The 21,562-nt window shown below is 67.7% G+C and carries 20 protein-coding genes and 2 tRNA genes; 9 read left to right on the top strand and 13 right to left on the bottom strand.

The window, feature by feature from the left end; genetic code table 11:
- Positions 1–20: 20 nt before the first annotated feature.
- Positions 21–557: a hypothetical protein gene (locus JVH1_RS31375; RefSeq protein ID WP_009473912.1), complete on the bottom strand. Its 537-nt coding sequence runs from the start codon at positions 555–557 to the stop codon at positions 21–23.
- Between the two features lie 224 nt (positions 558–781).
- On the opposite strand from JVH1_RS31375, the gene aceE reads away from it, so the two are divergent.
- The 6 genes from aceE to JVH1_RS31345 all read left to right on the top strand — a co-directional run bounded on the left by aceE (position 782) and on the right by JVH1_RS31345 (position 9,233).
- A complete protein-coding gene (gene aceE / locus JVH1_RS31370) occupies positions 782–3,637 on the top strand; it encodes a pyruvate dehydrogenase (acetyl-transferring), homodimeric type (protein WP_371113057.1) in 2,856 nt (951 codons plus the stop codon).
- 74 nt (positions 3,638–3,711) lie between these two features.
- Positions 3,712–4,983 carry a CdaR family transcriptional regulator gene (locus tag JVH1_RS31365; RefSeq protein ID WP_005261202.1) on the top strand — a complete coding sequence of 424 codons (1,272 nt, stop codon included), beginning with the start codon at positions 3,712–3,714 and terminating at the stop codon, positions 4,981–4,983.
- Between the two features lie 127 nt (positions 4,984–5,110).
- A complete protein-coding gene (locus tag JVH1_RS31360) occupies positions 5,111–6,028 on the top strand; it encodes an ACP S-malonyltransferase (RefSeq protein WP_009473914.1) in 918 nt (305 codons plus the stop codon).
- 106 nt (positions 6,029–6,134) lie between these two features.
- Positions 6,135–6,446 carry a meromycolate extension acyl carrier protein AcpM gene (acpM, locus tag JVH1_RS31355; protein WP_005247839.1) on the top strand — a complete coding sequence of 104 codons (312 nt, stop codon included), beginning with the start codon at positions 6,135–6,137 and terminating at the stop codon, positions 6,444–6,446.
- A gap of 8 nt (positions 6,447–6,454) precedes the next feature.
- Entirely contained in the window at positions 6,455–7,705 is a 1,251-nt protein-coding gene (locus JVH1_RS31350) for a KasA/KasB family beta-ketoacyl-ACP synthase (RefSeq protein ID WP_005247840.1), read from the top strand.
- A gap of 94 nt (positions 7,706–7,799) precedes the next feature.
- Positions 7,800–9,233 (top strand): acyl-CoA carboxylase subunit beta, encoded by a 1,434-nt coding sequence (locus tag JVH1_RS31345; protein WP_009473915.1) that lies wholly within the window; start codon positions 7,800–7,802, stop codon positions 9,231–9,233.
- A gap of 72 nt (positions 9,234–9,305) precedes the next feature.
- Here the strand turns inward: JVH1_RS31345 and JVH1_RS31340 are convergent, their stop codons facing one another.
- The 4 genes from JVH1_RS31340 to JVH1_RS31325 all read right to left on the bottom strand — a co-directional run bounded on the left by JVH1_RS31340 (position 9,306) and on the right by JVH1_RS31325 (position 12,561).
- Positions 9,306–9,815 carry a DUF3145 domain-containing protein gene (locus tag JVH1_RS31340; RefSeq protein ID WP_005247843.1) on the bottom strand — a complete coding sequence of 170 codons (510 nt, stop codon included), beginning with the start codon at positions 9,813–9,815 and terminating at the stop codon, positions 9,306–9,308.
- Positions 9,816–9,940: 125 nt separating this feature from the next.
- A complete protein-coding gene (locus JVH1_RS31335; RefSeq protein ID WP_009473916.1) occupies positions 9,941–10,759 on the bottom strand; it encodes a serine hydrolase in 819 nt (272 codons plus the stop codon).
- A 45-nt stretch (positions 10,760–10,804) separates the two neighbouring features.
- Entirely contained in the window at positions 10,805–11,932 is a 1,128-nt protein-coding gene (locus JVH1_RS31330; RefSeq protein ID WP_009473917.1) for an NDMA-dependent alcohol dehydrogenase, read from the bottom strand.
- A gap of 110 nt (positions 11,933–12,042) precedes the next feature.
- A complete protein-coding gene (locus JVH1_RS31325; protein ID WP_009473918.1) occupies positions 12,043–12,561 on the bottom strand; it encodes a DinB family protein in 519 nt (172 codons plus the stop codon).
- A 66-nt stretch (positions 12,562–12,627) separates the two neighbouring features.
- Here JVH1_RS31325 and JVH1_RS31320 point away from each other — a divergent pair, with 66 nt between their 5' ends.
- Positions 12,628–13,461: an MBL fold metallo-hydrolase gene (locus JVH1_RS31320; RefSeq protein ID WP_009473919.1), complete on the top strand. Its 834-nt coding sequence runs from the start codon at positions 12,628–12,630 to the stop codon at positions 13,459–13,461.
- Between the two features lie 16 nt (positions 13,462–13,477).
- On the opposite strand, the gene JVH1_RS31315 is transcribed toward JVH1_RS31320, so the two are convergent.
- Positions 13,478–13,960, bottom strand: a complete 483-nt coding sequence (locus JVH1_RS31315) for an adenosine-specific kinase (RefSeq protein ID WP_009473920.1) — start codon at positions 13,958–13,960, stop codon at positions 13,478–13,480.
- A 94-nt stretch (positions 13,961–14,054) separates the two neighbouring features.
- A tRNA-Ile gene (locus JVH1_RS31310) sits at positions 14,055–14,128 on the bottom strand.
- A 217-nt stretch (positions 14,129–14,345) separates the two neighbouring features.
- Between JVH1_RS31310 and JVH1_RS31305 the strand changes: the two genes are divergently transcribed.
- Positions 14,346–14,576 (top strand): DUF6480 family protein, encoded by a 231-nt coding sequence (locus tag JVH1_RS31305; RefSeq protein ID WP_043778322.1) that lies wholly within the window; start codon positions 14,346–14,348, stop codon positions 14,574–14,576.
- Here the strand turns inward: JVH1_RS31305 and JVH1_RS31300 are convergent.
- Both JVH1_RS31300 and JVH1_RS31295 read right to left on the bottom strand, forming a co-directional pair.
- Complete coding sequence (locus tag JVH1_RS31300; protein ID WP_009473921.1) at positions 14,517–15,686, bottom strand: AI-2E family transporter; 1,170 nt, start codon at positions 15,684–15,686, stop codon at positions 14,517–14,519. The two genes, JVH1_RS31305 and JVH1_RS31300, sit on opposite strands and share 60 nt — an antisense overlap.
- 125 nt (positions 15,687–15,811) lie before the next feature.
- Positions 15,812–15,884: transfer RNA gene (locus JVH1_RS31295), tRNA-Asn, on the bottom strand.
- A 138-nt stretch (positions 15,885–16,022) separates the two neighbouring features.
- Between JVH1_RS31295 and JVH1_RS31290 the strand changes: the two genes are divergently transcribed.
- Complete coding sequence (locus JVH1_RS31290) at positions 16,023–16,271, top strand: hypothetical protein (protein ID WP_005570860.1); 249 nt, start codon at positions 16,023–16,025, stop codon at positions 16,269–16,271.
- Between the two features lie 15 nt (positions 16,272–16,286).
- On the opposite strand, the gene dnaG is transcribed toward JVH1_RS31290, so the two are convergent.
- The 4 genes from dnaG to JVH1_RS31270 form a co-directional block, all read right to left on the bottom strand.
- A complete protein-coding gene (gene dnaG, locus JVH1_RS31285; RefSeq protein WP_009473922.1) occupies positions 16,287–18,221 on the bottom strand; it encodes a DNA primase in 1,935 nt (644 codons plus the stop codon).
- Positions 18,222–18,269: 48 nt separating this feature from the next.
- Positions 18,270–19,475: a lipase family protein gene (locus JVH1_RS31280; RefSeq protein WP_043778323.1), complete on the bottom strand. Its 1,206-nt coding sequence runs from the start codon at positions 19,473–19,475 to the stop codon at positions 18,270–18,272.
- Positions 19,476–19,562: 87 nt separating this feature from the next.
- A complete protein-coding gene (locus JVH1_RS31275; protein ID WP_009473924.1) occupies positions 19,563–20,861 on the bottom strand; it encodes a deoxyguanosinetriphosphate triphosphohydrolase in 1,299 nt (432 codons plus the stop codon).
- A 7-nt stretch (positions 20,862–20,868) separates the two neighbouring features.
- Positions 20,869–21,561 (bottom strand): YdcF family protein, encoded by a 693-nt coding sequence (locus JVH1_RS31270; RefSeq protein WP_009473925.1) that lies wholly within the window; start codon positions 21,559–21,561, stop codon positions 20,869–20,871.
- Position 21,562: the final 1 nt, after the last annotated feature.

Below are 21,562 nucleotides of genomic sequence, written 5' to 3'. Positions count from 1 at the left end.
CCGAGCCTACGGTGCGGGAGTCACGATGTGGGGCAGGCTCCCCGAATCGAGTCGCTGAGCTCGTCTCCACGGCTCGCGAGTGTGTTCAGAATGTCACCGCGCTGCCCGCCGTCGACCGCGGTCGCGAGTTCCCGGTAGTTGTTCGCGTAATCGGTGAGCAGTCCGGTCAGCTCCGCGGGAAGTGCGGGCGTGGCGGCATACGCCCCGTCGGCCGCCGCCCGAAGGGCTGCCGCCGCGGCGCTCGCCTTCGCACCGGTGTCTGCGGCGTCGGCGTTGGCGGCGTCGATGAAGGCGTTGTAGCTGTCGATGGTGTCGCCGGCACGGTTCACGAACATCGTGCACTGCTCCACGAGCGCCTCCCGCTCGGCCGCGGCCTTCTGGGAGGACGACGCGGCCACCGATGAGGACGTCGCCTCCGCGGCGTACTCGGCGGCCTGAGAATCGTTTTGCTGCGCGGTCCCCTCGACCGCGCCGCCGCATCCGGCGATGACGCCCACACCGACGATCGCCGCGACGGCAGCACTCGCCGGCCCCCAGCGGCGCGTCGACGTGCGCATTCGTCTCCCCCATGTTTTCGACGGCATCGACAAGTTCAACATTCGGCCCCGGATCTGCGCAAACGCTACCGGAGAGTAACCCGAACACAGTGTGCCGACTGCGCCGCGATGGTGAAAGATGAGGGTCGCGCCATATTCATAAAGGAGATGGGTCGGGCCTAACAAGGCCGCGATCGCATGGAGAGGACGCCACACCGCGCGTCCCACCACAATGAGGAGCAACGTTGTCAGACCTGATCCAGGGACCCGCGTCTCAACCGGATTCCGCCACACCCGGCGCCGGAGCGGCCCAACCTTCCAACCCCAGTGCGACCCCGGGTTCCGACGCCCGCGTTCGCGTCATCCGTGAGGGTGTTGCGTCTTATCTGCCGGATATCGACCCGGACGAGACCACGGAGTGGTTGGAATCGTTCGACGGACTGTTGGACCGGTCCGGACCGACTCGTGCCCGGTATCTGATGTTGCGGATGCTCGAGCGGGCCGGGGAGAAGCACGTCGCGTTGCCGGCGTTGACGTCGACCGATTATGTGAACACCATCCCGACGGAGAACGAGCCGTGGTTCCCCGGGGACGAGGAGACCGAGCGCCGGTATCGGGCGTTCATCCGGTGGAACGCGGCGGTGATGGTGACCCGCGCGCAACGCCCCGGGGTCGGGGTCGGCGGCCACATTTCGACGTATGCGTCGTCGGCGGCCCTGTACGAGGTGGGGTTCAACCACTTCTTCCGCGGCAAGGACCATCCCGGGGGTGGGGATCAGATCTTCATCCAGGGCCACGCCTCGCCGGGCATCTACGCCCGCGCCTTTTTGGAGGGGCGGATCCCGGCGGAGCGGATGGACGGGTTCCGGCAGGAACACTCGCACGCCGATCAGGGCGGCGGGTTGCCGTCGTACCCGCACCCGCGGCTGCTGCCGGATTTCTGGGAGTTCCCGACCGTGTCGATGGGGTTGGGCCCGATGAACGCGATCTACCAGGCGAGGTTCAACCACTACCTGCACGACCGCGGCATCAAGGACACCGCCGATCAGCACGTGTGGGCGTTTCTGGGTGACGGCGAGATGGACGAACCCGAATCCCGCGGCCTGGCGCACGTGGCGGCCACCGAGGGCCTCGACAACCTGACGTTCGTGGTGAACTGCAACCTGCAGCGCCTCGACGGCCCGGTCCGCGGCAACGGCAAGATCATCCAGGAGTTGGAGTCGTTCTTCCGCGGCGCCGGCTGGAACGTGATCAAGGTGGTCTGGGGCCGCGAGTGGGACGCGCTGCTGCACGCGGACCGGGACGGCGCCCTGGTCAACCTGATGAACGTCACCCCGGACGGTGACTACCAAACGTACAAGGCCAACGACGGCGGGTACGTGCGCGAGCACTTCTTCGGCCGGGATCCGCGGACGAAGGAACTGGTCGCGAACCTCTCCGATCAGGACATCTGGAACCTCAAGCGCGGCGGGCACGATTACCGCAAGATCTACGCCGCGTACGCGGCGGCGATGGCGCACAAGGGGCAGCCGACGGTGATCCTGGCGCACACCATCAAGGGCTACACCCTGGGCAAGCACTTCGAGGGCCGCAACGCCACCCACCAGATGAAGAAGCTGACCCTCGACGATCTGAAGAATTTCCGGGACCTGCAGCGCATCCCGATCTCCGACGCCGAGTTGGAGAAGGACCCGAAGATGCCCCCGTACTACCACCCCGGCCCCGATGCCCCGGAAATCCAGTACATGCTCGACCGCCGCCGCGCGCTCGGTGGGTTCCTGCCGCAGCGGCGCACCAGCCCGGCACCGTTGCCGCAGCCGGCGGACTCGACCTACGACGTGGTCCGCAAGGGCTCCGGCAAGCAGCAGGTCGCGACCACCATGGCGTTGGTGCGGATCATGAAGGAGCTGTTGCGGGACAAGGAGATCGGCAAGCGGATCGTCCCGATCATCCCGGACGAGGCCCGCACCTTCGGGATGGACTCCTGGTTCCCCTCCTTGAAGATCTACAACCGCAACGGCCAGCTGTACACCGCCGTGGATGCGGACCTGATGCTCGCCTACAAGGAATCGGAGATCGGGCAGATCCTGCACGAGGGCATCAACGAGGCCGGCTCGACCGCCTCGTTCACCGCGGTCGGCACCTCCTATGCCACCCACGGTGAGCCGATGATCCCGCTGTACATCTTCTACTCGATGTTCGGGTTCCAACGCACCGGCGACGGCCTGTGGGCCGCGGCCGATCAGATGGCCCGCGGATTCGTCCTCGGCGCCACCGCCGGCCGCACCACCCTCACCGGCGAAGGACTGCAGCACGCCGACGGGCACTCGCTGCTGCTGGCCTCGACCAACCCGGCCGCCGTCGCCTACGACCCGGCGTTCTCCTACGAGATCGCGCACATCGTCAAGGACGGGCTGCGCCGGATGTACGGCGGCACCGACGGCGTGGACGGGTTCGGTGGGGAGGACATCTTCTACTACATCACCCTCTACAACGAGCCCTACTCCCAGCCCGCCGAGCCCGCCGACCTCAACGTCGACGGACTGCTCAAGGGCATGTACCTGTTCAAAAAGTCCGAGGCATCGGGCCCGAAGGCGCAGATCCTGGTCTCCGGTGTCACCATGCCCGAGGGCCTGCGGGCCCAGCAGCTGCTCGCCGACGAGTGGGGTGTGGCCGCCGACGTGTGGTCGGTCACCTCCTGGGGTGAACTGCGCCGCGACGGCATCGAACGGGAGAAGCAGGCCCTGCGCGACCCCGGCACCGACGCCCCGCTGCCCTACGTCACGCAGGCGTTGTCCGACGCCGCCGGCCCGTTCGTGGCGGCCTCGGACTGGATGCGCGCCGTCGCCGACCAGATCCGCCAGTGGGTCCCCGGCTCGTACACCACCCTCGGCACCGACGGGTTCGGCTTCTCCGACACCCGCCCCGCCGCCCGCCGGTACTTCAACGTCGACGCCGAATCCATCGTCGTCGCCGTCCTGTCCGCCCTCGCCGGCGAAGGCACCCTCGACCGCTCCAAGGCCGTCGAAGCCGCCAACCGGTACCGCATCGACGACGTCCGCGCCGCGGCCGTCTCGTACACGGACACCGGCAGCGCGTAACGCCGAGATCCTCCCCACCGCCGCCCGTGTGTCCGTCGGACTACACGGGCGGCGGTGGGCGTAGGTTCTTGACTATGGTCGAGCAGAGTCCGTTGGTCTCCCGCAGACGACAAACCCGGGATCCGTTGCCCGACGCGCTGTTGCGTCGCGTCAAACAGTTCTCCGGTCGCCTCTCGACCGAGGCCGTCACGACGATGCAGGACCAACTGCCGTTCTTCGACGACCTCGACGCCGCTCAACGCTCCAACGTGCAGTTGCTGGTTCAGACGGCGGTCGTGAACTTCCTCGAGTGGCTCAAGAACCCGGACAGCGACATCCGGTTCAGCCTGGACGCGTTCCAGGTCATTCCGCAGGATCTCGCGCGCAGGCTCACCCTCAGCCAGACGGTGGACATGGTCCGCGTGGCGATGGAGTTCTTCGAGCAGTGGCTGCCGGCGCTCGCCCGCAACGACCAGCAGCTGATCGCCCTCACCGAGGCCGTCCTCCGTTACGGCCGCGAACTGGGTTTCGCGGCCGCCTCGGTGTACGCGAGTGCCGCGGAGTCCCGCGGTGCGTGGGACACCCGGCTCGAGGCACTCGTGGTCGACGCCGTGGTCCGTGGTGACACGGGCTCGGACATGTTGTCGCGGGCGGCGACCCTTAACTGGGACGCCACCGCCCCCGCCACCGTCATCGTCGGCACTCCCCCCGAGGACGAACGGGTCTCCGTCGTCGGCACGGTCCACACCATCGCGCAGAAGCACGGACGCGCCGCCCTCGCCGTGGTGCAGGGTTCTCGGCTCGTGATGGTCGTCAGCGGCGAACTTCAGGAGGGGTCGGGGCACTCGAGTTTCATGACCGACCTGCTCGGCAAGTTCTCGGACGAGCCGGTGATCATCGGCCCGACCACGCCGACGCTGGGTGCGGCGCACTTCAGTGCCGTCGAGGCGCTCGCCGCGATGCAGGCGGTCGCCGGCTGGCGGGGCGCGCCTCGGCCCGTCCACGCCGCCGAATTGTTACCCGAGCGCGCACTGCTCGGGGACAACGCCGCGGTCACCGCTCTGAACGACCATCTGGTCGCGCCGCTGGCGGCCGCCGGAGGTGTTCTCACCGACACTTTGGACGCATATCTCGACTGTGGAGGTGCGGTTGAGACTTGTGCCCGGCAGCTGTTTGTTCATCCAAATACTGTGCGGTATCGACTCAAGAGAATCGCCGAAGTCACCGGTCGCGATCCGACGAATCCGCGGGATGCGTATGTACTCAGAGTGGCTGCCACAGTGGGTCGATTGACACATTCCCATAACGAACCCATATCACGTTTAACACCAGTCACACCCTTCCCATTCGGAGAAGCAGGGCTGTAACGAACGTCTGTCCAGATTCGATGCGAGGACCCCACGTGCAATTTTGTGGGAACCCAACAAATCCGCCGACAAAGGTTCATCCGCAACGACATCTCGCAGCACGCCGTTGACGGTGTTCTCTTGAAGAGTGATTTCGTTGCTCGCCCCGGGTCAGGGCTCTCAGACTCCCGGCATGCTCATCCCTTGGTTGGAGCTGCCGGGTTCTCATGACCGTGTCGCACTGTGGTCGAAGGCTGCCGGCCTCGACCTCGTCCGCCTCGGTACCACCGCGACAGCGGAGGAGATCACCGACACGTCGGTGACTCAGCCCCTCGTCGTGGCCGCCGCACTCCTCGCCTTCGAGGAACTCGACGCGCGTGGCCTGGTTCCCGCAGACACCATCGCGGCCGGGCACTCGGTCGGTGAACTCGCCGCAGCCGCGGTCGCCGGAGTCCTCTCCGCCGACGACGCCGTCGCCCTCGCCGCCGTCCGCGGCGCGGAGATGGCGAAGGCCTGCGCACTCGAACCGACCGGCATGTCCGCGGTCCTCGGGGGCGACGAGGCCGCGGTGCTCGCCCGCCTCGACGAACTGGGCCTCGAACCGGCCAACCGCAATGCGGCGGGCCAGATCGTCGCGGCAGGTCTGCTGTCGGCGCTCGAGGAACTCGCGGCCAACCCGCCGGAGAAGGCGCGGGTTCGCGCCCTGCCCGTCGCAGGCGCGTTCCACACCCGGTTCATGGCTCCCGCGCAGGAGGCCGTCACCGAGGCTGCGTCCAAGATCACACCGGGTGAACCCACCCGCACTCTGCTCTCCAACGCCGACGGCGCACCGGTCGCATCCGGAGCCGACGCACTGACTAAACTGGCCGCGCAGGTAACCCGACCTGTGCGTTGGGACCTGTGTACCGCAAGCCTGCGGACCGCTCAGGTCTCCGCGATCGCGGAACTTCCACCAGCCGGAACCCTCGTCGGTATCGCCAAGCGTGAAATGCGCGGCACGCCGACTCTGGCACTCAAGACCCCGGGGGATATCTCCGCGCTAGCCGAACTGACAGAACTCGGCTAGTTTGCTGCGCGCACCTCGGTGCGTGCAGGGCCCGCAGGCGCGGCCGATGGGGACGTGCCTGCACAACTCCAGATACATCTACACCGAATTAGAAGGGAGCCACTCAGTGGCCGCCACCCAGGAAGACATCATCGCCGGACTCGCGGAGATCATCGAGGAGGTCACCGGTATTGAGCCGTCCGAGGTGACCATCGAAAAGTCTTTCGTCGACGACCTCGACATCGACTCCCTCTCCATGGTTGAGATCGCCGTCCAGACCGAGGACAAGTACGGCGTGAAGATCCCCGACGAGGATCTCGCCGGACTGCGCACCGTCGGTGACGCCGTGTCCTACATCCAGAAGCTCGAAGCAGAAGGTGGCGCCGACGCGGAGGCCGTGAAGGCGAAGCTCGAAGCTGCCAAGAACGACGAGGAGTGAGCTCAGCCGTGACTTCCGCCTCGACCAACGGGAAGCAGTTCCCCAACATCGTCGTCACCAGCCTCGCGGCCACGACGTCGATCGCTGGTGACGTGGATGCCACGTGGAAGGGCCTGTTGGCCGGCGAGAGCGGCATCGACACCATCCGGGAAGCCTTCGTCACGGAGAACGACCTTCCGGTGACGATCGGCGGCAAGCTCAAGGTGTCGCCCGACGAGTCGCTGTCCCGGGTGGAGATCCGCCGGATGAGCTTCGTCGAGCGGCTGGCGCTCGTCCTGGGCCGTCAGGTCTGGGAGAACGCCGGCAGCCCGGAGGTCGACAAGGATCGCCTCGGCGTCGTGATCGGCACCGGACTGGGCGGCGGCGAAGCTCTGATCGACGCCGTCGAGAAGATGAAGGCCGGTGGGTACCGCAAGGTGTCGCCGTTCGCCGTCCAGATGGTGATGCCCAACGGTCCGTCGGCCACCGTCGGACTCGAGCTCGGGGCCCGCGCCGGAGTGATCACTCCCGTGTCGGCCTGTTCCTCGGGTTCCGAGGCCATCGCCCATGCGTACCGCATGCTGGTGATGGGCGACGCGGACATCATCGTCGCCGGTGGTGTGGAGGGTTACCTCGACGCCGTGCCGATCGCGAGTTTCGCGATGATGCGCGCGCTGAGCACCCGCAACGACGATCCGAAGGCGGCTTCGCGGCCGTTCGACAAGGATCGTGACGGCTTCGTGTTCGGTGAGGCCGGAGCGATGATGGTCCTCGAAACCGAGGAGCACGCCAAGGCTCGCGGTGCCACCATCCACGCCCGTCTGCTGGGCGCGGGAATCACCTCCGACGGGTTCCACATCGTCGCTCCCGATCCTTCGGGTTCGGGCGCTGCGCGGGCCATGACGAGGGCGATCGAGACGGCTGGATTGACGAAGACGGACATCCAGCACATCAACGCGCACGCCACGGCAACGCCGATCGGTGACACGGCAGAGGCGAACGCCATCAAGGCTGCCGTCGGCAACCATGCTGCGGTGTACGCACCGAAGTCCGCGTTGGGGCACTCGATCGGCGCCGTCGGTGCGCTCGAGGCGGTGCTCACGGTCCTGAGTCTGCGTGACGGAGTCATTCCGCCCACGCTGAATCTCGAGAATCAGGATCCAGAGATCGACCTGGATGTCGTCAAGGGCGAAGCCCGTTACGGCGAGATCGATTTCGCGATCAACAACTCGTTTGGTTTCGGTGGGCACAATGTCGCGCTCGCCTTCGGCCGGGCCTGACAGCCGGTCCTGCTAGCTCGCGGGTGGAGACCCCTTCTCTGAAGGGGTCTCCACCCATCGACAGCCCACCCGGGCCCGCCACAAGGAGGACGCGATGACAATCTTGGCACCCGCGACTAAGTCCGATGCGTCGATCGATCCGCGCGATCCCCTTGCGCGCCTGGAGAAGCTGTTCGACGCCGGGACGGTCGTCCCTCTGCATCCGCGTGACAAGTCCGGTGTTCTGGCCGCGTCCGGCAACATCGACGGTGTCCGCACCATCGCCTACTGCTCCGATGCCACCGTCATGGGCGGCGCCATGGGTGTCGAAGGCTGCAAGCACATCGTGACGGCGATCGACACCGCCCTCGAGGAAGACGCCCCGATCGTGGGTCTCTGGCACTCGGGTGGCGCGCGTCTCGCCGAGGGCGTCGAGGCCCTGCACGCCGTCGGACTGGTCTTCGAGGCCATGGTCCGCGCGTCCGGCCGCGTCCCACAGATTTCCGTCGTCCTCGGCTTCGCGGCCGGCGGTGCGGCGTACGGTCCCGCGCTGACCGACATCGTCATCATGGCGCCCGAGGCCCGCGTCTTCGTCACCGGACCGGACGTGGTCCGCAGTGTCACCGGTGAGCAGGTCGACATGGTGTCCCTCGGCGGTCCCGACACGCACACGAAGAAGTCGGGTGTCGCGCACATCGCCGCCCACGACGAGGGTGACGCCCTGCACCGGGCGCGCCGCCTGGTGTCGATGTTCTGCGAGCAGGGCGAGTTCGATCAGGCCGCGGCCGCGCACGGCGACACCGATCTCCGCGCGCTCATGCCCGAGTCGGCGAAACGCGCCTACGACGTCCGTCCGATCGTTCACGAACTGCTCGACAACGTCGAGGGCGAGTCGAGTTTCGAGGAACTGCAGGGCAATTACGCCCGCAGCATCGTCACCGGTCTCGGACGCCTCGGCGGCCGCACCGTCGGTGTCATCGCCAACAACCCGCTCCGCCTGGGTGGTTGCCTGAACTCGGAGAGCGCCGAGAAGTCGGCTCGTTTCGTCCGGTTGTGCAACGCATTCGGCATCCCGCTCGTCGTGGTCGTGGACGTACCCGGTTACCTCCCCGGTGTGAGCATGGAATGGGAAGGCGTCGTGCGTCGCGGCGCCAAGCTGCTTCACGCGTTCGCCGAAGCCACGGTTCCCCGCGTGACGGTCGTGACCCGCAAGATCTACGGCGGCGCCTACATCGCCATGAACTCCCGCGCGCTCGGCGCCACCGCCGTCTACGCGTGGCCCGATGCCGAGGTCGCCGTCATGGGCGCCAAGGCCGCCGTCGGCATCCTGCACAAGCGCGCCCTGGCCGCAGCGCCGGAAGACGAGCGTGAGGCCCTGCACGAGCGTCTGGCCGTCGAACACGAGAGCATCGCCGGTGGCGTCGACCGCGCCGTCGCGATCGGTGTGGTGGACGAGGAGATCGACCCCGCCAAGACGCGCAGTGTCGTCACCGCCGCCCTCGCCGCCGCTCCCTCCAGCCGCGGCGACCACAAGAACATCCCGCTGTGATCTGAGCTCTGGTCGAGAGAAGGCCCCCGCCGTTGTTGTGGCGGGGGCCTTTTCGCGTCCGTGAGCGGGGTGTCAGCCGACGTCGCGGCGCAACCAGGTGACCTCGGCGCCTTCGCCGCCGCTGCGGAAAGGCTCGAGAGCCTCGTCCCAGGCGGTTCCGAGTGCGTAGTCCAGTTCGGCCGCGATGTCGCCGCCCGCTTGCATCAGTGCCCGCAGCCGCATCTCACCCACGACGACATCGCCGTTCGCGCTGGTGGACCCGTGCCACAGACCCATACCGGGCACGTGGCTGTACCGTTCGCCGTCCACGCCCTCACTGGCGTCCTCGGTGACCTCGAAGCGCAGCATCGGCCAGGCGCGGAGCGCGTTGACCAGCCGTGAGGCGGTGCCGACAGGCCCCACCCAGCTGGTGGTCGCGCGCAGAACGCCGTTGGAGGCCGGCTGCGAGGTCCATTTCAGGTTGGCTCGGCAGTCGAGGGTCGCGGTCAACGCCCATTCGATATGGGGGCACAACGCGGCGGGCGACGAGTGGATGTAGACAACACCAGCCGTCGCGTCCGCGAACTGATTCAATGCGCGCACTCGAGCCTCCTGCTTCGACGAGGGACGTCTTCCCCAACGGCCTCAGTCGGTGTGTGCAGCGGGCTCGGTTGATCAGTGTGCCTTGTGATGCCTGTGTTGCGCCAGTGATTCGAGCAATCGGTGTGTCATCGTCTTCTGCGTTCCGAGAGGATACCGTCGCTCAGCTCGGCCCACAGGGGCTTGGCCCAGTCGCCGAAATCCCGGTCCGTCAATGCGACGCACGCCAGTCCGGCGGCCGGATCGACCCACAGGAAGGTGCCGGACTGCCCGAAGTGGCCGAACGTCCGCGGCGAGTTGCCGGTGCCCGTCCAGTGCGGGCTCTTGCCCGAACGGATCTCGAATCCCAGACCCCAGTCGTTGGGCCGCTGTGAGCCGTATCCGGGCAGGATTCCGTCCAGCCCGGGAAACTGCACGGAGGTGGCGTCCGCGAACGTCTGAGGCGAAATGAGGGCCGGGCGGAACAGTTCTACTGCGAACCGGCCGAGATCGCCCGCCGACGCCTGCGCTCCGTGACCGGCGGGCCCGACGAGCGCGGACGCGCCCATCGACAGTGGAGCGAAGACGGATTCCGCGACATAGTCGGCGAAATCGATCGACGTCTCGGCGGTGAGGAAGTCGGCGAGCACCTCGTAGCCGGCGCTCGAGTAGATCCGCTTGCGCTCCGGTGCCGTCTGCACACGGTTCGCATCGAACGCGAGACCCGACGCGTGCGCCAGCAGGTGACGCACGGTCGAGCCCTCCGGGCCTGCGGGCTGGTCGAGTTCGACGGCCCCCTCCTCGGTGGCCACCAGGACCGCGTACGCGCAGAGCAGCTTGGTCACCGATGCCAGGGGGAAGACGCGCTGCTGGTCGCCGTACTCGCCGATCACCCCTTCGTCGTACGACAGGACCACCGCCGCAGCGTTGTCCACGGGCCATCGGGCAATCTGATCGAGACTCTGCACCCGGTCAGCCTACGAGAGCGACCCGCGGTCAGCAGCGGCGAGCCGTCACCAGTCGGCTTCGGTGTACCGGATGACGCCGCGAATGTTCTTGCCGTCGAGCATGTCCTGATACCCGTCGTTGACACCTTCGAGGGTGTAGGTGCGGGTGATCATGTCGTCGAGGTTCAGCTGCCCCGACTTGTACATGGCCAGCAGGTTCGGGATCTCGACCCGGGCGTTTCCGCCGCCGAAGATGGTGCCTTTCAGGTCCTTCTGCAGCATCGAGAAGAGGAACAGGTTCAGCTTGACGTCCATGTCGGTCATCGCGCCCATGGCCGTGACGACGCACGTGCCGAACTTGCTGGTGAGCAACAGGGCTTCCTCGACGTATTCGCCGTGCATCTCCCCGACCGTGATGATCGTCTTCTGCGCCATCAAACCGTTGGTGAGCGCGATGATCGGCTCGATTGCGGCGGCGGCACTCTCGAACGCGTGGGTGGCCCCGAACTTCAGTGCCTGTTCCCGCTTCCACGGCACCGGGTCGATGGCGAAGATCTGACGCGCCCCGGACGCCACCGCGCCCTGCAGTGCGCTCATGCCGACGCCGCCGATCCCCATGATGACGACGGATTCGCCCGGCTTCACCTCCGCCATCCGCGTCGCCGAACCCCATCCGGTGGGTACGCCGCAGCCGACGAGGGCGGCGACGTCGAACGGAATGTCCTTGTCGATCTTCACGACCGACGTCTCGTGCACGACCATGTAGGGCGAGAACGTCCCGAGCAGACACATCGGGATGACGTTCTCGCCGCGCGCGTGGATGCGGAAGGTGCCGTCGCTGATCGCCAGCCCGCTCAGGAGTCCCATTCCGAGGTCACAGAGATTCTGGTGTCCCGCCGAGCACGCCGGACAGCGTCCGCAGGCGGGCACGAACGAGAGCACGACGTGGTCGCCGACTTCGAGGTCCTTCACCTCCGGCCCCAGCTTGGTGATGACGCCGGACCCTTCGTGGCCGCCCATCACCGGGAAGGACGCCATCGGCATCGAACCGGTGACGATGTGGTGGTCGGAGTGGCACATTCCGGCGGCTTCCATGCGAATCTGCACCTCGCCCGCAACCGGATCGCCGATCTCGATCTCCTCGACCGACCACGGCTCGTTCAGGCCCCACAGGATCGCACCCTTGGTCTTCATGTGTCTTCCAACCCTTCATTCATGTCTGCGCATCTGCTGATGTGACGATAGACACAAACAGGCCGAATTGGAACACGTTCTACCGAATCGGGTCCGGGAATCCGAAACTGTTACCCCGACACGTCGTGGAGGTGATGGATCGGATCGTGGACGAAGTACTTGGCCAGCGACTCCACCGTGAACGATGCGCCGTCGCTCCGCCGCCCGGTCCGCACCCGGAATTCCGGCGCGACGGCCTCGAAGTCGTCCGCCACCGCAGCGCCTGCCGCGCGCAACTCGGCGTCGACGACGGCCGGATCCTGCTCGTTGTAGCGTTCGGCGACCGCGGTCTCGTCCTGATCCCAGTTCGGGAACAGTGGATCCGTCTCGTCGAGCACGAGCCGGAGCCGGACGTCGAAGATCCGGAACACGTCGCGAACGTGTGCGGCGTACTCGAGCGCCGACCACGTCTGCTCGTCCGGCCGGACCGTCACGTCGGGGCGGGCGAGGACCGGCGACCAGGCCTCCGCGTTCGCCCGGACGAGAGCCGGGATGTCCTCGTACCGTGTTGCCGCCGAGTCGAACCCGCAGTCGGGGCACGCCCGGTCGAGGACCCAGGTCCAGTTCTTCGTGTCGGGAGTGATCGCCATGGCGGTCATCGTAGAACGGCCACAGATCCCGCCGTGCGAATGCCGCCCACCGGTACGGTCGCTAGCATGCACGCCACCTTTCTCGGTGTTTCCACGATCCTGTTGTCCGACGGCGAGACGTCGCTGATGACGGACGGGTTCTTCTCCAGGCCGCCGCTCCTGCGCTCGGTCCTCCGGCCGCTGCGCCCCGACGGTGCCGCCGTCGACCGGGCCCTCGCCCGAACTCGAACCGACCGCCTCGCCGCCGTCCTCGTCGCGCACTCGCACTACGACCACGCGATGGACTCCCCGACGGTTGCGGAGCGCACCGGTGCGGAACTCGTCGGTTCGCCGTCGACGCGTCACATCGCCGAGGGCTACGGGTTCGCGATGGACCGGTTCCGGACGATCCAGGTGCGAACTCCCGTGAGGTACGGCGCATTCGAGGTGACGGCGCTGCCCGCCGAGCACAGCCCCCGGGCGAAGTTCCCGGGCACGATCGAACACGCGGTACACCCGCCGGCATCGATCGGCGAATACGCGCAGGGCGACTGCTTCTCGTTCCACTTCGCGCACCCCGACGGCCGCGTCCTCGTCCACGCCAGTGCGAACTTCGTTCCCGGCGCGCTCGACGGATACGACGCCGACACCGTCTATCTCGGCATCGGCACACTCGGCAAGCAGTCCGACCGGTTCCGCCGCGACTACTGGGACGCACTCGTGACCCGGACCGGCGCACGCCGCGTGATCCCGATCCACCGGGACAATTTCTGGAAACCGCTCGACCGGCCGCTGACGCCGCTCCCCCGCTTCGCCGACAACTTCCGGCGGTCCCTGCGGTTTCTCACCGAGAGGGGCCTGGCCGAGGGGGTCGACGTGCAACTCCCGGTTGCCTGGGAACGCGTCGATCCGCTGGCCTAGTCCGGGCTCCGCTCGCTCAGAGCTTGTAACCGATCGTCCGGAGCAACGCCTTGCGGTCGGCGACGTCGGCATCGGTCTCGACACCGGCGGGTGGGCGGCCGTCGATCACGCCGGCGATGCCCCGGCCGAGTTCCGTCTCGGCCACGATGATTTCGAGGGGGTTGGCGGTGGCGCAGAAGATGCCACACACCTCCGGCACCTGCTTCAGCGTGTTCAGGACGTTCACCGGGTAGCCGTCCTCCAGGAACACGAAGAACGAGTGTCCCGCGCCGACCGCGACGGCGTTACGGGTGGCCAACTCGACGAGACGGTCGTCGTTGCCGGAGCAGCGCACGAGGCGAGGACCCGAGGCCTCGCAGAACGCGACACCGAACCGGAGATGCGGGCCCACTCCGACCAGGGCCTCGTGCACGTCCTCGACGGTCTTGATGAAGTGGGACTGTCCGACGATCACGTTCATGTCGTCGGGTTTGTCGATCGCCACGATCTGCAGCTCCACGATGGCCTCCTCGGATGCCTTTCAGTCTGCCCCGCTCCGGCACGGAGAACAACGACGGAGCGGGCGTTCGACTTGGGGCATCCGCGGAAAACGGTGGGGCGGGCGGGGCTCGAACCCGCGACCAATGGATTATGAGTCCACGGCTCTAACCGACTGAGCTACCGCCCCATCGCCGCACTACTCAAGATCGCGGCGTGCCGATGTTACCGTGCGCCCCCCGTGGGCGCGTAGCCGGGACGAAGCCCGCCCTGACAGGACTTTTCGTGGTCGGCGAACCGGATCGTGTCCGGACGTGGGCACTGCCCCGCCGCCGTGTGTGCGAACGCGTCTTCCGGGGTACGCGGGTGTGATCCGCAGTGCGGAGGATCACGAGAGGGAGCACAGGATGAGCGTCGAACGACCAGGACCGGAACCGGACGATGCACCGGCGCTCGACGACGGAGGGGGCGTTCGGCCGGGTGACACGCCACCGGATGCCGGCCAGACCTCGGGGTTGTCGCATCCGCAGCCGATGCCGGGCCGGACGGTGCCGATCCTCGCGTTCATCGTGGTGGGTCTACTCGTCCTCGCGGTCGCGGCCTTCTTCGTCGCCCGCGTGTTTGCGTTGTTCGACTGAGGTGACCGGCGCCGATGCGTCTGCGACGAGTTCGTACCGTCGCCCGTACGTTTCGACGAGGGCCTGGATCGCGGCGACCACCGGCACCGACACCAGGGCGCCGACCGGACCGAACAGCGAGGCGCCCACGATCACCGATCCGAACGCGACCGCGGGGTGGATCGAGACCGTCGCGGACGTGATGCGCGGGTGCAGCACGTAGTTCTCGATCTGCTGGTAGACGGTCCCGAACACGATCACCCACACACCGTCCATCGGCTGGGACGCCGCCGCGATGATCGCGGGGAGGGCGATCGCGAGGTAGGTGCCCAGGGTGGGGACGAACTGCGAGACGATGCCGGTCCACAGCGCCAGCGGCAACCAGTAGGGCACTCCGATCGCCACGAGGAAGATGCCCGTGGCGACCGAACTCACCGCAGCGAGGATCAGCCGCGACACCACGTATCCGCCGGCCTTCTCGACCGAGATCTCCCACACCACCGAGATGACCCCCTGTTGCCGCGCCGGAAACCAGCTCGAGATCGTGCGGCGAAGGGCAGGCCCCTGCGCGGACATGTAGAACACGAACAGCAGCAGCGTCAGCATCTGGAACACGACACCGAGCAGCGACGACAACACACCCAGAACTCCCGGCGTGAACCGCTCGGCGAGGTCTCGGATGGTCTCGGGTGTGAGGTGGATCAGATCCTCGCCCGTCGCGAAGTCGGTGTCGAACACGCGATTGGACCAGTCGGTGACCGAGGACAGCGCATCCGGCAGGGCCTTGAGGAGCTGGGCGAGTTGCTGCGCGAGCAGTGTCCCGAAGAGTGCCAGGAATCCGATGGCGAAGACGAACAGCGCGAACAGCACGAGTCCGGTGGCGGCGCCGCGCCGCAACCCCCGGCGCTCGAGCCAGTCGACGACCGGTTCGATGGTGATACTGAACAACCACGCGAGGAACAGCAAACCCAGAAAGCTCCGCAGGTTGACGAACAGCCAACCCGACAACTGGTAGGCGGCGACGGCCAGCAGGACGTAGAGGATCGAGGGCAGAAGCCACCGCGGGGCGTCGCCCGTGCCGAAGCGCCCGATCGACCCTGTCCGCCCGATTTCGCGGCCGTCCTCGCTCATCGCACACCCCGCGATCGATTGCTGCCGATACAGCGGGAATGTACTCGCCCCGGACGGTGCACCTGTCCGAATTGACCGGGCGCAGCAGAAAACCCCGCCCGGATCAACCGGACGGGGTTTCGATGCTCCCCCGGCTGGACTCGAACCAGCAACCGTCCGATTAACAGTCGGAAGCTCTGCCAATTGAGCTACAGGGGATTATTCTGCTGTGCTTCGCCGTTCCCGGCGATGCGAGAGAAACTGTAGCGCATAGCCCCACCCCAGTACCAAATCGCCTGCCTGTCGACGCATCAGGCAGGATGGGTGCAGGTCGTTGTGTGTCGGGAGGAAGCGGGAATGATGCGGTTGTTGATCGGTATCGCTGCGGGGTACGTGCTGGGTACGCGAGCAGGACGTGCGCGCTACGAACAGATCAGCCGGGCCACCAAGGCCGTGGCCACCAGCCCGGCCACGAAGAAGGTGCTGCAGATGTCGCGTCAGAAGCTGTCCGACTCCCTGAACACTCAGCCGAAGCTCGAGCCCATGAAACCGCTCGACGAGGAAACGACCATCCTGGTTCCTCAGGATCAGCTCAAGAAGAAGTAGCCGGCGGTGGCCGGTTCAGCCGGCCATCCCGTCCCGGTTGGTGTCGCCGATCGCCTGATCGAGCAGGCTGCGGCGGTACTGCTCCAGGGCGACGAGGTCGCCGAGCAGCGAATGGAACTCGTCCGACGCCGTGGCCGGTGAAATACGCTGCAGCTTGGACTTCAGTTCCGCCACCTGCTCCCCCACCCACACCTCCTGCAGGCGTGCGATCACGCCGGAGATGTATCGCGGCACGGTGTCCTCTTCGGCGGGCAACGGCTCGACGGCGAGTTCCGACACGAGCGACGCCGCGGTGACGTCGTCGACACCGCGGCTGACCGCGTCGACCCACTCGCCGCCGCCGAGTCCCGCACTGGTGCCGCCGGACGCGATCATCGACTCACGGATCACGACGTACGTCGGATGCGTGAACGTCTCCACCGGCAACGAGTCGAATACGGTGCCCGCGATCGCCGGGTACTGCAACGCACCCTTCAGTGCCTCGCGCTGCGCCCACAGCGTCGGATCGTTCGGCCGCGGCCTGGTGAGCCCGACCGGCAACTGCGGTGTGTCCTGGTCCTCGTCCCGGGCGGCCTTCTTCTTGGGCGGCGCAGGCAGCGACCCGCGGGTGGACGCCCGCTTGCGTGCCTCGTCCCGCACCCGCTGCCGGACGGCGGCGATGTCGTCCCAGCCCACCCAGCCGGACAACTGGACGGCGTAACTGTCACGCAGCGTCGCTTCCTTGATCTGCGCGACCACCGGCACGGTGCGCCGCAGCGCCTCGACCCGGCCCTCGGCGGTCTCGAGGTCGTGCTCGGTGAGGATCGACTTGACCACGAACTCGAACATCGGTGTGCGACGCGCCACCAGGTCGCGGACGGCGGCGTCACCCGACTTCTGCCGCAACTCGCACGGGTCCATGCCCTCGGGTGCCACGGCGACGAACGTCTGCCCGGCCATCTTCTGGTCACCCTCGAACGCCTTCATCGCCGCGGCCTGGCCGGCGGCGTCCCCGTCGAACGTGTAGATGATCTCGCCGCGAAAGTAGCTGTCGTCCATCAGCAGTCGCCGCAGCATCGCGAGGTGGTCCTCACCGAACGCGGTGCCGCAGGCGGCGACGGCGGTCTTGACCCCGGCCAGGTGCATCGCCATGACGTCGGTGTATCCCTCGACCACCACGGCCTGATGCCCCTTGGCGATGTCGCGCTTCGCGAGGTCGAGCCCGAACAGCACCTGAGACTTCTTGTACAGCATGGTTTCCGGCGTGTTGACGTACTTGCCGGGCATGGTGTCGTCGTCGAACAACTTGCGGGCGCCGAACCCGATGACGTCGCCGGACAGGTTCCGGATGGGCCAGAGCAGGCGCCGGTGGAAGCGGTCGATGTGACCGCGGCGCCCGGCTTTCGACAGGCCCGCAGCCTCGAGCTCCTTGACGTCGAAACCCTTGCCCAGCAGGTGCTTCGTGAGGATGTCCCAGCCGTCGGGTGCATACCCGCACCCGAACTGCTGCGCGGCCTGCGCGTCGAAGTTCCGTTCCGTCAGATAGTCGCGGGCCGCCTGTGCATCGGGTTCCTGCAGACGCGCCGAGTAGAACTCCTGCGCGGCGGCGTTGGCCGCGACCAGCCGGGAGCGGGTGCCGCGGTCGCGTTGCACCGAGGTGCCGCCGCCCTCGTACGAGATGGTGTAGTTCAACCGGTCGGCGAGCTGCTCGACGGCCTCGACGAAACTGATGTGGTCGATCTTCTGGAGGAAGGAGTAGACGTCGCCGCCCTCGCCGCACCCGAAGCAGTGGTAGTGCCCGTGGTTGGGCCGCACGTGGAACGACGGCGACTTCTCGTCGTGGAACGGGCACAGCCCCTTCATGGAGTCGCCGCCCGCGCGCTTGAGGGAGACGTACTCCCCCACGATGTCCTCGATCCGTGTGCGCTCGCGAATGGCCGCAACGTCACGATCAGGGATTCTGCCAGCCACGAACGACAGTCTAGGCGCTCCGCCGCAGCCCGAACTTCCGCCTCGGGGTCAGCAGTTCGACGGGGCGGGAATCCCGGCGAATCGGTCGCCGAGATAGCCGAATGCGGGACCGGCACCGAGCATGGTGGCGGTGCCGTGGTCGGCGCCCGGGATCACGTCGAACTGCACCGGCACACCCTGTGAGCAGTACCGGGCGACGGTGTTCTGCACCGGCCCGATGGCGACGAGGGGGTCCGCGCTGCCGTGCCAGACGAACATCGGCGTCCTCGGGACTCCCGGATACAGTTCGACGCTGTTCTCGTCCATCACCGAGCGGCCGGACGGATCGGCGAGGATGCCGGGACCGTTGGTCAGGTCGGGTAGCGACTTCCCCGCACCGGCGCCGAGGATCGAATCCGTGCACAGGTTGCTCATCTGCGCCCGCAGGGCGAGTCCGTCGCCGTTGAGGCCGTCCCCCAGCGGCGAGCGCGTCGGGTATTCACGCTCGAGACCGATGGCGGCCGCGAATCCCAGGCCGAACGCCTGCGAGCGGGTGCTGCCCAGCCGGTCGGCCAGTTCACCGATGTTGACCGGTGTGCCGCCCTGGGCGGCGCCCACGATGTTCAGTTCCGGGGCGTAGGTGGGTGCGAGCGCCGCAGCCCAGTTGGTCGCCATGGCGCCGCCCGAATAGCCGGCCAGCCCGACCGGACTGCCACCGAGTCCCGCTTCCGGGAGCCGCTGCGCGGCGCGGACGCCGTCGAGGACGAGCCGGCCGCCGAGTTTCGCGGCTCCGTACGCGCTGGTCGGTCCGAGGTGGTCGGGCACGGCCACGGCCCAGCCGCGCGCGAGCAGGGCGTTGAGGGCGGGCCCCTCCTGGATTCCGCCGGTGAACAGCTGATGGGACGGCGCGCACTCGAGCCCGAGCGCGTTGACGAACGGCTGGTAGGACACGAGCGGCCGGTTCGCGGGAGTGCCGCGGGGTACCAGCACCGTGGTGATGGCGGCGATGGGCGCTCCGGCGGAGTTGGTCGACTTGTACTTCACCTGCCAGGCGTCGGCGGTGGGGTATCCGGTGGCGGCGACCGGTCGGCTCGCCAGCACGTCACCGTCGGCGCGTGCCCCGACGTCGACGGGCGCACCGTAGAACGGGTCGGGGTCCGCGAACGGGTACGCCGGCGCGGCCTGGGCCGCGGGTGGGGCCAGTAGGGCGGCACCGACCGCCACCGCCAGCGCTGCGGACGTCGAACCGATGATCTTGCGCACTGCAGACTTCATCCGGTCTCCCTGACCATTGGGGTGCGAGCTGTCTCTAGACGTATTCGTAGCACCGCGGCGGCAGGATGGGTCCGGCTTCCGACTTTGTCAGCCCCAGCTCGCCTGGGCTCCGAGACTCGACTTGTCGACGCGTTCGAGACGGCTCTCGGTGTAGGAGGCGATCTGGTCGACGACGACCCGGACCCGTGCGGGATCGTCGGCCGCGGCGTTCCAGGCGGGAACCAGGATGGGGTCGAGACCGGCGGGTGCGGTCGCGAGCAGCCATTCGGCGACGCGGTGCACGCGGTCGCGCTGGCGTGCCTGCCGCGCCCGGTGGCCGGCATCCGACATCACGTAGTTCAGTGCGAACGTCTTGAGCAGCGCCACCTCCGCCGCCACCACCGGCGGGACCACCAGGTCGGCGTCGTACCGGGCGACCGGCTTGTCGCCGTGGACATCGCGGGTCCCGATGATCGCGGCGGTCGCGAACCGGCCGACCAGTTCGCTGGTGAGGTTCTTCAGGGCGACCGAACTGGTGAGCGTGCCGTCATAGCTGCCCACCTCGACGACGACGGGCAGAAGACTCAACCGCGTCGCGGCCTCGATCAGTTCCTCCACGTCGAGCCCCGGGAACTCCGACGCACCGAACTCGGCGAGCGCCCGCTGATCCACCGGATCGGCCAGTGACCGCAGATCGATGCGCCCGTCGATCACGCCGTCCTCGACGTCGTGCACGGAGTAGGCGACGTCGTCGGCCCAATCCATGACCTGCGCCTCGAGGCACTGGTGGCCGTCGGGGGCACCCTCGCGGATCCACGCGAGCACGTCGGCGTCGTCGTCGTAGGCCCCGAACTTCGCGCCGGGGCGCGGCCGGGTCCACGGGTACTTGATCGCCGCGTCCAGCGACGCGCGGGTCAGGTTGAGCCCGGCACTGCTTCCGTCGGGGTAGAGCACCTTCGGTTCGAGGCTCGTGAGGATACGCAGATTCTGGGCGTTGCCCTCGAACCCACCGCAGCTTTCCGCGACCTCGTCGAGGGCCTTCTCCCCGTTGTGGCCGTACGGCGGGTGACCGATGTCGTGCGCGAGGCCGGCGAGGTCCACCAGATCGGGATCGCAGCCGAGACCGTCGGCGATCCCGCGACCGATCTGCGCCACCTCGATCGAGTGCGTCAACCGTGTCCGCGGAGTGTCACCGTCCCGGGGACCCACCACCTGGGTCTTGTCGGCGAGTCTGCGGAGCGCGGCCGAGTGCTGGACGCGGGCGCGGTCGCGGGAGAAGACGGATCGGTGCTGCGCGGCCGCGATCTGGCTGCCCGGGATTCCCGCCCGTTTCGGTGCCTCGCGGACCCGCCGGGCGACGTCGTGCGCGGAGTACACGTCGCCGAGGGGTGTCGTGTGTGCTGTCATCGAATGTCTACTGTCCCGCCGTGTAGGGGAAGTCGGCCGAGAAGTGGGTGAGCTGGTACCAGATCAACGCCCCTGTCTCCCGGGCGATTCCGTGCAACTGGGATTCGCGGGTGAACACGGCCGGCCCCTGCCGGGTGGGCGCCGTCCAGGCGTCGAGTCCGGCGTCGCGTGCCATCGTCCGCGTCCGCAGCGAATGCCAGGGGTCGCTGACCAGGACCGCCGAATCGATGCCCTGCGCCCCCATCGCCTCACTGACGGCCTCGATGCTGAGCAGGGTGTCGGACCCCTCCTCGACCGCGGTGATGCTGTCGGCGGGGACGCCGCGCGAGATCAGATAGTTCTTGCCGGACGCCGCCTCGGTGTACTCGTCGCCCTCCTGTTTGCCGCCGACCGTGATGACCTCGGGGGCCACCCCGCGCTCGTACAGCTTGTACGCCTGCTCGAGCCGGGCCTCGAACACCGACGACGGGGTTCCCGAGTACTGGGCGGCGCCGAGCACGACGATCGCGTCGGCGGCGGACGTGTCGTCGATCCGCGCGACCTGCCACACCCGGACCGCGGTGCCGAGCACCAGCGCGGCGGCGAGGAGGACCACGCCGGCGATGATCCGGCGGGTCCACCGGGCCAGCGTGCCGGCGAACCCCAGGCGCGCAGGACGGCGCGGGAGGTCGTGGCGTTCACGGCTCGGTGCAGAATTCACT

This window comes from Rhodococcus sp. JVH1 (genome assembly GCF_000280725.2).
GTDB lineage: Bacteria > Actinomycetota > Actinomycetes > Mycobacteriales > Mycobacteriaceae > Rhodococcus_F > Rhodococcus_F jostii_A.
The sequence above is the reverse complement of the archived record's forward strand: the minus strand, read 5'-3'. Positions and strand labels throughout refer to the sequence as shown.